9 protein-coding genes are annotated in these 12,741 nt (G+C 57.3%); 1 reads left to right on the forward strand and 8 read right to left on the reverse strand.

The features are described from left to right. Positions 1–82: 82 nt before the first annotated feature. The 8 genes from trxA to ABJH13_RS17455 form a co-directional block, all read right to left on the reverse strand. The gene (gene trxA / locus ABJH13_RS17420) at positions 83–403 is read right to left on the reverse strand and encodes a thioredoxin (RefSeq protein WP_348407483.1); all 321 of its coding nucleotides are present in this window, start codon (positions 401–403) and stop codon (positions 83–85) included. A 36-nt stretch (positions 404–439) separates the two neighbouring features. Beyond that, complete coding sequence (gene addA, locus ABJH13_RS17425) at positions 440–3,820, reverse strand: double-strand break repair helicase AddA (RefSeq protein ID WP_348407484.1); 3,381 nt, start codon at positions 3,818–3,820, stop codon at positions 440–442. Then, a complete protein-coding gene (gene addB, locus ABJH13_RS17430; RefSeq protein WP_348407485.1) occupies positions 3,817–6,774 on the reverse strand; it encodes a double-strand break repair protein AddB in 2,958 nt (985 codons plus the stop codon). The genes addA and addB overlap by 4 nt, the downstream gene beginning before the upstream one ends. Then, complete coding sequence (locus tag ABJH13_RS17435; RefSeq protein WP_348407486.1) at positions 6,767–7,459, reverse strand: nucleotidyltransferase family protein; 693 nt, start codon at positions 7,457–7,459, stop codon at positions 6,767–6,769. The genes addB and ABJH13_RS17435 overlap by 8 nt, the downstream gene beginning before the upstream one ends. Beyond that, positions 7,435–8,454: a phosphotransferase gene (locus ABJH13_RS17440; RefSeq protein WP_348407487.1), complete on the reverse strand. Its 1,020-nt coding sequence runs from the start codon at positions 8,452–8,454 to the stop codon at positions 7,435–7,437. The genes ABJH13_RS17435 and ABJH13_RS17440 overlap by 25 nt, the downstream gene beginning before the upstream one ends. After that, positions 8,451–8,924 carry a tRNA (adenosine(37)-N6)-threonylcarbamoyltransferase complex ATPase subunit type 1 TsaE gene (gene tsaE, locus ABJH13_RS17445; RefSeq protein WP_348407488.1) on the reverse strand — a complete coding sequence of 158 codons (474 nt, stop codon included), beginning with the start codon at positions 8,922–8,924 and terminating at the stop codon, positions 8,451–8,453. Before tsaE ends, ABJH13_RS17440 begins: the two co-directional genes overlap by 4 nt. Before the next feature lie 48 nt (positions 8,925–8,972). Further along, positions 8,973–10,523 (reverse strand): PAS-domain containing protein, encoded by a 1,551-nt coding sequence (locus ABJH13_RS17450; protein WP_348407489.1) that lies wholly within the window; start codon positions 10,521–10,523, stop codon positions 8,973–8,975. Between the two features lie 82 nt (positions 10,524–10,605). After that, on the reverse strand, positions 10,606–11,994 hold the full coding sequence (locus ABJH13_RS17455; RefSeq protein ID WP_348407490.1) for an ActS/PrrB/RegB family redox-sensitive histidine kinase: 1,389 nt from the start codon (positions 11,992–11,994) through the stop codon (positions 10,606–10,608). A gap of 101 nt (positions 11,995–12,095) precedes the next feature. Here ABJH13_RS17455 and ABJH13_RS17460 point away from each other — a divergent pair, with 101 nt between their 5' ends. Then, the gene (locus ABJH13_RS17460) at positions 12,096–12,707 is read left to right on the forward strand and encodes an SCO family protein (protein ID WP_348407491.1); all 612 of its coding nucleotides are present in this window, start codon (positions 12,096–12,098) and stop codon (positions 12,705–12,707) included. Positions 12,708–12,741: the final 34 nt, after the last annotated feature.

Here is a 12,741-nt window from a genome sequence, read left to right on the forward strand (position 1 = left end):
AGGGTTGCGTGAAAACGGGGACGGGAAACGACAAAGGGCGCCTGCAACAGACGCCCTTTTCGACGGGTCGTGAACGCGTCGCTTAGATGGAGTCTTCGATCCAGCTTTGCAGCGCGGCTTTTGGTTTGGCACCGGCCATGTTTGACACAACCTGACCGTCTTTAAAGATAAACAGCGCCGGAATGCCCCGCACACCCATCTGAGCAGGTGAATTGGGGTTGTCGTCTACGTTGACCTTAACGATCTTCACTTTGCCGTCCATTTCGGCAGACAGCTCTTCTAGTGCCGGGCCGATCTGTTTGCACGGGCCGCACCATTCAGCCCAAAAATCCACGACAACTGGAATGTCGGATTTCTTGACCTCAGACTCAAAGGTTTCGTCGGTTACAGCGAGGGTGGCCATGATGCTCTCCTGACAGGCTACGATTGGATAGCGAACCTATGAACCGGTTGGTCCCGCGTCAAGATGCAGCACGCTTTCTAACATTGCCGTCACGATTTCGTGCGGCAAGATCATCAGGTCTTGCGTGCGGGTCCACAATATCGCGGTCTCAATGCGGTGGTGCGGGTAAATCTGCGCCAAGGCATGGGCGTAGGCCCCCATCTGCCGCAGCAGCCCGTCTGGGCATGTGTCTGGTGTGGTCGGCACGTGGCGGTTTGTTTTGAAATCGACCACTAAGATCCGGTCCGGCATTACGATCAACCGATCCACCACACCGTTTAGACGGCCCTTCCCCCATGGCGCAGAAATCGGAACCTCAGACAGCGTTCCATCGGCAAACAACAGTTCAAGATCGGGGTTTTTCAAAACACCCATGGCCTCAGCGCAGGCCTCGGCATGGTCTGCCGTATCTGGATCGGCGGCGCGCAGTGTCGTCGCAACGGTTGTCCAATCGGCAGGGGCCGTTGCACTTAAGACCTCAAGATACCGATGCACCAATGTGCCATATGCTTTGGCGGCGTCTTCGTCGCGGCCGGTATCACCGGGCAGCGCCTTTGCCCCACCCAGATCCGATGGCGAAATAGTTTCAACAGGGTCGGTGCGGGCAGGCGCCTTGCGCGAAAACATCGGGTCCAACGTGACGCGCGGCGGGGTGTGCGCAACGATGTCGACGTCTGGCAGGTCGTCCCAATCTTGATGCGCATGGCGCCTGATTTCGAGCCCCTGAAATTCGATATGCTGGGTTTCCAGCCCGTCCATCGCGGTTTCGACGATCTGGTACAGGCTGTCATTGCGTTTTGATAACTCGCCCCCTGCGGCGACAATCAACCACTTTTCGGCCCGTGTTAGAGCCACATATAGCAGCCGCATGCGTTCTTCGAGCTGTGCTGCCTTCATGTCATCGATGCGTTGCGTCATCGCTTGCGGCATGTCGGCAGTGTTCGTTTTCCACAAAGGTCGGTCGTCGATAACAATGATGTCGTCTTTGATCTGGATGTCGCGCCGACCCATATCTGGCAAGATCACGATAGGCGCCTCCAGACCTTTGGCACCATGGATCGTCATCACCCGGATCTGGTCAGACGCACTGTCGATCTGGCGCTTTACTTCTAGGTCGTCTGTTTCCATCCACACCAAAAAGCCCGTCAGGCTGGGGATCGCGTTGCGTTCATAGGCCAGGGCTTGCGACAGCAGCGCATTGACCCCGTCTTCGGCCTCGCGGCCCAACCGCGCCAGCAGCCGTTTGCGCCCACCATGGCGGGTCAAAATACGTTCGATCAGGTCGTAGGGGCGCAGAAAATCCACATTGGCCCGCAGATCATTCAAGATGGCCAGTGTTTCGGCATAGGTATCGGGTTGGCGGCGCAGTGTTTGCCACAGATGGTCTTCTGTACGACCATGCGCCAGATCAAACAGCTGTTTTTCGGTCCACCCAAACAACGGGGATCGCAACGCCGTGGCTAACGATAGGCTGTCTTCGGCGACAGCCAAAAACGACAACAACGCGGCAAGGTCGCGCACGGCCAATTCACCCCCAACCTTGAGCCGATCGGCGCCGGCAATGGGTAGCTCGTGGGTTTTGCAGGCGCGGATGATTTCGGCAAACAGATCTGACCGGCGCTGCACCAAGATGAGAAAATCACCGGGTCGCACGGGACGTTTCGCATGCCCCCCATCTGCGTCTACCGGTACCGTGACGCGGGTGTTGACCATCTGTTTGATTTGCGCGGCGATCTGTTCTGCCAAGATCACCGTGTGGCGCCGGGCGTCCCGCCTGTCGAGGGGTTCGTACCACTTGCGGTCATCCGGGGTGGTTTGTGTTTCGATCACGGGCCACAAATCGACGCGCCCCGGCAACATCGATTTGAACGCGAAATGTTGGGTGCCATCACCGAAGCCCGCATCGGGTTGGGCGGCAAAGGCCGCATCAACCGCATCCAGTACGGCGCGGGACGACCGGAACGAATATGCTAATGTTAGGCTCTGAAATTGCTGGTCTGCGGCTTCTAACTTGGCCTTGAATTCGGCTTGCATTCGGTCAAATTCACGGGGGTCTGCCCCCTGAAATGAATAGATCGACTGTTTTTTATCGCCCACAACAAACAAGGTGCGCGCCACGTCTTTGCGTGCGCCTTCGCCGCTGGAAAATTCATCGGCCAGTTTGCGGATCACATCCCATTGCGTGGGGCTGGTGTCTTGAGCTTCGTCCACCAAAATATGGTCGATCCCGCCGTCAATCCGGAACAACACCCAAGCCGCGACCGCAGGATCCGTCAGCAGATCGCGCGCCTTAAAGATCAGGTCGTCAAAATCGAGCCACCCGCGCAGCATCTTTTGGTCTTCGTACAGCGCGATAAACCGAGCGGCAAAACCATGCAATGCGGCGCTGCGCGTGGTTGCATTCAGCGCCAGACGGGCATCGCGTGCGTCTTCGATGCGCTGCATAAATGCGGTGAGCGCAGGCATATAGGCGTCGATCACCTTTTGCGTGGCTTTGGTGGGAAAGCTGCCCAGTTTTGCGGTAAAGGGTGATTTTGCCGTTGGTCCGGTTAGAAAAATAGTCTCTAACTTGGGCAATTGATTGAAACCCATCGCACCCAAAGACGCCAGCTTATCCGCCGCTTTTGCGTCATTTCCGCCCTTGGCCCGCATAGCTGGCAGGATAGCGGTGATCAGGTCATCCTCGTCACCGTCAAACACGGCTTGTGTAATCGACGTTTCCGACAAGTTGGACGGCTGATCAAACAGCGCCAAGATATCCGCCCGCGTGGTGGGTTGCGCAAACCGTTCGCGGTGCTGGACAAGGGCGCGGGTCAGTTTGCTGAAATCATCGCCAGTGTAATGCCGTGCGATGGCGTCGATTAGCGCAACATCCGGGCCTTCTGCCATTTGGTCCACGATCTCGGCGCGCAACAGATCTGCGGCGCGATCTTCGATTTCGGTGAATTGGGGGCTGACACGGGCTTCAAGAGGAAACCGCCTTAATAGAGCCGCACAAAACGAATGAATCGTCTGAATTTTCAGCCCACCGGGGGTTTCAATCGCGCGGGCAAACAGGGTTCGGGCGTCACGCAAACGGGTGCTGTCGATATCGCCCTCGATCCCCAGTTCGCGCAGTGACATCTGCAACGCCGCTTCGGGCAGCATCGCCCACGCGCCAAGCCGTCGAAACAACCGGTTTTGCATTTCTGACGCGGCGGCCTTGGTGTAGGTCAAACACAGGATATGTTGCGGTTCTACCCCGTTCAACAACAGCCGCGCGACTCTGTCGGTGAGCACCCGCGTCTTGCCAGACCCAGCATTTGCAGCCAACCATGTGGATGTTTCAGGCCGCGCGGCCATGACTTGCGCGCGGGTCGCGTCATCTCGTTGGGTCATGACAAATCCTCGGGGGCGGCATCGTCGGTGGCGTCCCATTCCCCAAATCGTGCCAATTGATCGTAGTCGCCTGCGATTTTGTCCTCCATCATCATGCGGCGTGACGTGAACCCTTGATCCGGTTGCAAATACGCCTCGATCAGTTCGCGCAGGTTCGCCAAAACCTCGGCGGGGGGTTCGGTATCAAGCGGCGCACCGACCTCAACAGGATCAGCGCCCAAACCGATAAACACCGCAAGCGCCACTTGCGCGACGCCGAGGGTTTCAAACGCACCCTGTTCGACCATCGCCGCCTCGATCAACAGTTGTTTGTCAAACGTCGCTTGTTGACGTGGCGTTGGGGGCTTGCCGGTTTTGTAGTCGTAGATCTGCACCCGGCCGTCCGACGATTGGTCAATGCGGTCGGCGCGCGCGTTTAGTGTGACGCCAATGTCAGGCCAGACCAACTTGCCCTTGGCTTGATCTTCGAACACCACGGGCGTTGCTGTGGACTGGCGTTGGGCTTCTCGTGCGACAAACCAATTGGCAATTTTGTCCAGCCGCGCCAGCCACAGGGATCGCGCGGCGGGCCACGGAACCTCGGATTGCATGACGTTGCGGGCGATATCCATCATATGCGCCGTCGTTAACAATGCGGGGTCTTTGAGTGTATCCTTGACGAACCGTTCCAAGATCGTGTGCGCGACCGTCCCACGCATTAGCGCATCTGGGCTTTGCACCAACGGGCCAAGCCGCGCCAGTTTCAACACGTGTTTGGCGTAAACAGCGTAAGGATCGCGGATCAGCCGTTTGATTTCTGTCACCGACAAAACATGCGGTCGCGCGGCGCGTGGCGGCATCGGAGAGGGGCGTTTTGCACCCGGCACATCCACGACCTGCTCAAATTCGGTCACGCGGGCGATCCATTGATCCCCCCGCGCCAACATCCCGCGCAACGCTTCTGCGCCGCCTTGATCGCGCAACCCATCCAGCAAATTGCGCAACCGGTTTAGCCACCGCGATACCACGGTTTCGGCGTCATCCGACCGGATAGAACGGGTCAGCCAAACCTCATCCGCACCGATGGCTTGTTGATAATCATGCGCCGACAATCCAATGCGCCGTTCGGGCAGCAAAAGTCCCGCCTGATGGCGCAGCGCGCGGTTCAACCACGGGTCTGGGGTTGGCGCTTCAGGCCATGTGCCATCGTTCAGACCCGCCAAGATCACCAAGTCGGCGCCTTGCACCCGTGCTTCGAGGGTGCCCCAAATCATGATGTCGGGGTGCGGGGCATCGCGGTCGCGCACCTCTTCGTTAGATAAAAGCGCGCCGACCAGATCGCCGTAGTCAGCCGCGCTCATATCAGTGCCAAACGGCGCCTGTTCCGCAAGGGATTGCATGACCTGCAGCGCCTTTTGACCCGCTTTTTTCTGCCACAACTCACCGGGGTCATCGCAGGCCGGACCTGCGGAGATATCCTCGGCGAGGGTGGTGTGCGCACTGACCCAATCCTTAAGAGGGCGCGGTTTTGTCGTGAGGTTTTGCGTGAACAACGTGCCGACCCAGTCCGCCCATTTCAACACGTCGGCCTGATCTTTTTCATTGGAAACAGCGCCCTGAAGCAAACCTGTCAAACCGTCGGCATCAGGATACGGCAGCCCCCGTTTGCGAATCCGGAGTTCCAGACGTTGGGTGTTCAATACGTGCGGCCCGCGCGCAGCCCCGCTATGGGTCAACGGGTGTTTGAGCAGGGTCAGAAGGGTTTCGGCGTCCAGACGGCGGGCAAAAAGCTGTGCAACATGGCGCAAAAATCGGCCGGGGGGCGACAAATGCAAGGGCGTTCCGGCGGAATCATCAGGCAGCAAATCCCATTGATCCAACGCGGCTGTGACCTGCCGGGTCAACACCCGGTCGGGCGTAATCAACGCCGCAGTTTCACCTGTTTCGGCGGCTTGTCGCAGGCGCAAGGCGATCGCCAGCGCCTCGTGCCGGGGGCTGGGCGCGTCCAACATGGTGATATTTGCGGTGGCCTGATCGATGTCTTGCAGTTTAGCGCCTTCGGTCAACCATGCGTCGGTCACCGGGGCAGGACGCAACGACAACGAAACCAGCGCATTGCGCGCCGGTGACGGCGCCGATTTGGTATGCCAAGGCGCGATATCACCCGAAGCCACGTCAATCTCTGACATGAGTTTTTGAAACCGATACTGCGGATGATCTTCCGATAGCAGTGCATCGCCCAATCTGGCCCAAACATGGGTCGGCATGTCAAAATCAAAGCCGGGTAAGACAAGCGCGCCTTGTGGCAACTGCGCCACGGCCTTCATCAACAACATTGTTGTGCCGCGCGACCCGGTAGATCCTGCGAGAATAACGGGATGTTCGGGTGGGTTTATGTCCCATTTTCGCGCCAATTCAGTCACTAACATACGCTGTCTGGCTTCTTGATCTGGGGCGGTGTCGCTTTGATCAAGGTAGCCTTGCGCGATCTGAATGAACCCCAGCGCACGCTGCCAGTGGCCGGATTGGTCGGTGACATCCAGCGCCGCAATTGTGCCGGCACTGACCCCTTCGCCCTGCATTTCGTCGATCAATCCGGCCAAACTGTCCGTCAGATCATAAAGAGAAGATTTTGGAGCGAGGTCTTTTTGTTGATCGATCAGCCGCGACACCAAAGTGATAAGATCCAAGCGCCGTCGCAGGGGGGAAATGGCCTGTGGCACGAGGATCGCGGGATCAAGCGGCTCAAGATCTGTGATGAGCCCGATTTGCGGCAAAAGCATCGCGGGGTGTTGGTCAAAAAGAGCCCGCAACCGTCGTTGCATGCGCCGCGTGTTGACCAGCAATTGCACCCGCGCCAGCGCTTCTGGGGGCTGGTCGGCCATGCGCGATACAAGCCCATCAACGAGCGCTTTGGGAAAATCTACCCCCGGTGCAACGCCAAATACATTCGGTTTAGAGCCGATTTCAAACATCCGGATCTGCCAAAAGCGCTTCGGCGATGGGGATCCCACCGGGATGGCCGACATCGCACCATTGCCCCGGATACTGCACACCAAAGATCCGGTCATCGGCGAGCAGAAGATCCCACAGCCGGTTCAACGAGAACGCCTTTTCTTGGATGTCTACCAGACGGTCAGTCTTTATGATTTGCGCACCACCGTACACCAGCCCGCCGTTGCGAACCAGATGCCCATTAGGGCCAATCTCGAAATCCCCATGCCCGGCGTAGGCATGGGTTTGATCCAGCGGAATGCATATCAACAGCGCGTCCATATCATCGGGCCGCCAGGCGTCGCGCAAGATATCCAATGGGCTTGGCCCCTTCCAGACGGCATCCGTGTTCAGGGTAAAAACCGGCCCGGCCCCCAGCATGGGCAATGCGTTGCGCAACCCGCCGCCGGTGTCCAAAATATCAGGGGTTTCCAAGATCGTGCGCACGTCGCGGCCAGCCAGATGCTGGTCGAGCGTTTCAGGCAAGTAGTGCAAGTTCGCCACAATATTTTGCGGCGCAATCTGACGGGTTTGATCAAGGGCGTGATCGATCAGCGGGCGACCCGCCACCGTGACCATCGGTTTTGGTCGGTCATGCGTTAACGGCCGCATACGCGACCCAAACCCAGCCGCGAACAGCATTACGGTTTCGGGTATGTCGCGCATTTCGATCTCAATATGTCCAGGTTTTCGGCGGTAGGTGGCGGCAGCGTGTCCGTGACCAACGTGGCAATTGGCGCCAATGCGGGGTGGCTGAGATTACTTTGGATGTGCCCCCAAACCCGCGGGATCAGGTCCACATAATGCGCCTTGCCATCACGTATGCAAAGGCGGGCAAACACCCCAAGGATCCGCAAGTTTCGTTGTGCACCCAGCAGCGCGTAGGCCGTATCAAATGTCTCGGCGCTGTGGCCGGATTGATCCAGAAAATACCTGATCATGTTTGGCGCGGTATCCGGCGCCAGATCGCGGCGGGCGTCCTGCATCACCGACACAAGATCATAGGCGGGGTGCCCCAACACCGCATCTTGGAAATCTAGCAAACCAACCTGCGCGGCGCCCTGTCGTTCGGGCAACCACAATAGGTTTTCCGCATGATAATCCCGTTGGATCAGAACCTTGGCGTGTGGATCAAGCGGTGCAAGAAGATCTGTGAACGCGGATAGGAACGTGGCCTTTGCCGTGGGGTTCGGGCCGCTCAGCGCGTCAAGGTACCACTCAAACGCCAGCGCCGAAAGCGGCCCCATCGTGGCGGAATCGTATTCGGGCAACGATGGCGGGGGCGCTTGATTAAGGTGCAGCAAAACATCAACAGCCCCTGTATAGAGCCTGTTTTCTAGATCTGGTTGGGTGTTCAGTACACGGGCGAACAGGCTGTCACCCAGATCTTCGAGCAACAAAAACCCGTTTTCTTCATCTCGTGCGAGAATTTGCGGTGCGCTCAGCCCAATGTTGCATAGGTAATCTGCGATCTGAACAAAGGGCCGGACATCCTCACCTTTTTGGGGTGGGGCGTCCATCAATACGGCGTGCCGCCCGTCTGGTTGGTTCAGCCGATCATACCGCCGGTTAGACGCATCCCCCGCCAGCGATGCGCGGGTCGCAGCGCCCCAACCCGCACCCTGAATAAAACGATGCATTGCGTCAGCGCGTGATGTCATTGTGTGAAACCCTGCGTCTTGCGGGCCCATTTTTCATGGGTCCATGTGGCTGTCAGATGGCGGCTATCGTCGGATGGGCCTTGGCTCAACGTCAGCGCAAGCGCATCCTGTGGTGTTAATACGTCCAGTCTGTCCGGCCATTCGATTAAGCAAATCGCGGTTTCAAACGCGTCTGGCAACCCCAGTTCGTCGAGCTCTGTATCGGTTGTGATGCGGTAAAGGTCTGTGTGCCACAGAGCACCCAACGTGGTGTCGTAGGTTTGCACCAACGTAAAGGTGGGCGATGGAACGTCTTCGGGGGAAACCAAGATTGATTGGATGAGGTGCCGTGCAAAATGGGTTTTGCCTGCGCCAACATCACCGGTCAGCAAAACGGTATCCCCCGGCGTCAGATTGGGGCCAAGGGTTGCGGCTACCTGTGCGGTGGCGTCACTGCTGTCGAGTGTAAGAGATATGCGATTTGCCGTCATGCCCCATGCTTACCGGGCCGGGGGGCGGCTGCAAGGGTGTTTTGGCTGTTAGGCGGGGCGCTTTACCGACGTGATCTCTTTGGCGGGCAGGTCGATGATGTCTTCGTGCATGAACCGGATGACGGTCGCGCCTGACGCAATTCGCGAAACGGTGCATGCCAAAGCCACGTCACCGTTCAATGTTGCGGGCATATCCCAGCTACTATGTTCGCCATAGCCGCGCACAAAGTCGGTCAATGCGGCCCACCGCGCGCCGGGTTTGCACTGATTTTTCCATTCCTGAACGGAATCGGCGATTGTGACATCGGCAAAGGAATTATCGGGGTCCAGCCCCCACAGTTCCCGGTAGGCAAGATTACAGAACGTCAAAACACCGGTTGATGAAAAGACGACAAGCGCCTCATCGAAGGTATCCATCAGGGATTGCCCAAGTTCCAATTCGGCACGGAAATTCCGCGTCAGTGAGACCTCGGCGCTGATGTCTTCGATCAAAAAAGCAATGGCGCCGTCGGGGTGTGGACGTCCGCGCACACGGTAGGTTTGGCCGGTCTCTAACGTCCATGTTTCCTGATACCGTCCGTCGGTGGCCGCTGCGATGACCTCCGATATCTCCTGACGCCAGGAATGATAGTTCTTTGGCTCGGGCATGCGGCGGTTTTCGCGCATCCGGTCGAAAAACGATAGCAACGTTGGCCGCCCGCTCAGGAAATCTGCGGGCAGATCCGTCAGGTCAATCAAGGCGGGGTTAAACAGCGCAAGCTGGCCGTTTCGGTCAAATATCGCCAACCCGATGGAAAGCTGCGCAAAGGTTTTCGCCAGCGTCTGGACAAAATTGCGCTGGGCGACCTCTGATTTGACAACGGCGTTGATGTCGACCGCATGAAATATGGTAATGTCACCGACGGTGACGGCATTCACATCATACCAATCTTTTTTGCCATCAATCGTGGATTTGGTCGATATCCGTTGCCGCCCAGTTTTTTCGTTCAGCGTACTGGCGACCTCAAACACCGGTTTTGTGGGTTGTGGCGCGCTGTTGTGCAGACGGTTGTACAGATCTTCATAGGCGGCATTGTGCCATGTGACTTTGCCCGCAGAATCGATCTGCCATACAGCATGCGGGGTCGTATCGCTGGCACGCCGCAAGTCTGCCAATTCACGGTGAAGCGCCCTAAGTTTCTGGGACTGTGCGGCGTTGATCATCCGGTCATCAGCCATGTGGATCTGGGTGAACTTACCGCGATTGGTCAGCGTAAGGGTTGCGGTATCTTCAGCATGCCGCGCTTGTATCATAAGGTCGCCCGGCTGGTTGACCAAAGGGTGTTCTGGCACACTGGGAAACCGGTTGATCATGCGTTCGCGCCAATCGGCCCAATCATCTTGGCCAGGGATCAGCCGGTAAAGCTGCTGTGCGGTATCAGAGGCATGGTGCAGGTTTTCATTTTCAAAGAGAAACGAAATGCCGTCGGCACGGATGTCGTTGGCCTTGCTGGGGGGCAGTGGTGACGCGCCTTGATCTGACCGTGCTATCCAAAACAGCGCCGCGCCGGTGCTTAGACCGGCTGCAGCCATGACTGCCGCGATGTCCCAGAAAGGCATATGCCGAACTATCCTTGTGTGAACGGAAAACAAACCTAATATCGGGTAAGGCTGGTTAACGCCGCGTTAACGCACGGGCATCTTATGCGATGATTTTCTGATTTTCGCCCAACGGTAGCCGCGATGTGCTTGTTTCTACGCCAATAAGCGCGCGTTCCCAGGTCACTTGTACAATCGCACCCAGATGGGTTTGCGTCGGGTTCACCGTTTCTGCCGGATCATGGCCATTGGCAAATCGCAATTCGGCACCTGACCGTTCCAGCAGCGTCTTGGCGATAAACAGCCCCAAACCCATGCCTTCGTACCCCGGCCTAAGGCGCCGCGTCGCGTTGTTGGCGCGGTTGCTCATGAACGGATCCCCAATGCGGCCCAACATATGGGTCGGAAACCCGCGACCATCGTCCATAATGCGCAATGTAATTTCTGTTTCGGTCCAGCCGACTTCGATCCAAACGCTTGTTTTTGCGAAATCTACGGCGTTTTGGATGAGGTTGCGCAGGCCGTGGATGATTTCGGGCTTTCGCAAGATCGTTGGTTGCTGTTGGGGGTCGGCAAGGTGCTGGAATTCAATCGATTTGCCGCGATCCAGATGTGGATCGGCGGCTTCCTCAATCACCGTCATCAACGGGGCTTGCCGCAGGTGCAGGTCGTCTTTTCCGGCCCGGCCCATGTCACGCAGAATGTCGCGGCAGCGGTCAGCCTGTTCATTGATAAGAACTGCATCCTCTTTTAATTCTGGCCGATCAGACAGTTCTTCGATCATCTCACCACTGGCCAGCTTTATCGTCGCAAGTGGGGTCCCCAGTTCATGGGCAGCCGCAGCAACAACACCACCGAGATCTGTTAACTTTTGCTCGCGCGCGAGGGCCATTTGGGTCGCGGCCAACGCATCTGACATAGAGTGTATTTCTGATGTGACCCGCACAGAATAGGCACTAATAAAGACAATCGCGATGATCAGCGCAATCCAATTGCCAAAAACGAACAGCGGCGGAAATTCCAAGATAAACCCGGATGCGGAGCGCAGGGGCAGGTGAAATTGCGACAAGATCGTGACAATAACGATGGCGGTGCTGCCCAGCAAAACGGTGGACCGCAAGGTTAAAACCGCCGCCGATATGGTGACCGGCCCCAACAAAAGCAGGGCAAACGGGTTGTGCAACCCACCGGTCAGAAACAACAGAAAACTCAGCTGAAGCAGGTCAAACAGAACCATCAACGTGTTTTCGACCTCGCCGAGGCGCTTGTTTTCGGGAAACACAAAGATCGCGACAAGGTTGGCAATGACCGATGCGCCGATGACCAGATAGCACAGCCCCAATTCCAACTGCAGCCCGTACCAATGTTGCGCCACTGTGATGGCCGTCAACTGGCCACCGATGGCGAACCACCGCAGCAAGATCATCGTGCGCAACCTGATCCAATTGGCGCGGGTGTGGCCGCTGAGCGGTCTCACGGTGCTGTCGGTCATTGGTTTCACCACTTATTGAGTTGCATAGATGTCGCAGGACGGTAGGACTGCGATCTGTTAGGACGAGGTCAATCTACCTCAAATCAGGAGAAGCGAAACCCATGCGCTATATTGTTCCCACTGCCGCCGCCACAGTTCTGGGCCTTACAGGGGGCATTTGGTTTGCGTTGCATGGGGGTGGTGACGAATTCGCGCAATGCAGTGGCAGTCAGGTCGCAGGCGGCGAGGCAACCATTGGCGGCCCGTTTGAATTGGTCAATGGTGACGGAGTGACAGTGACCGACCAAGACGTGATCACTGAGCCTACGTTGATCTATTTCGGGTATACCTTCTGCCCGGATGTGTGTCCGATTGATACCGCCCGCAACGCCGAGGCGATCGACATATTGGCCGACCAAAACATGTCAGTGACGCCTGTGTTCATATCCATCGACCCCCAACGTGACACGCCAGAAGTCGTGGGCGATTTCGCTGAAAACCTACACGAACGTATGATCGGCCTGACGGGATCTCCCGAACAAGTCAAAGCGGCCAGCGCTGCGTATCGGACGTTTTATAAAGCGCATGAGGCAGAGGATGAATATTACCTCGTGGATCATTCCACCTTTAGCTATCTCGTTCTCCCTGAAAAAGGGTTTGTCGAATTCTTTCGCCGCGAAGCGACCGCGCAAGACGTGGCAGACACGGTTGCCTGTTTCGTAGAAAACACCTGAACGGGCGGATATTTTGCCCTTGGGTTTGACGATC

The sequence above is a fragment of the Roseobacter sp. genome (genome assembly GCF_039970775.1).
In the GTDB taxonomy this organism is placed as follows: Bacteria; Pseudomonadota; Alphaproteobacteria; order Rhodobacterales; family Rhodobacteraceae; genus Roseobacter.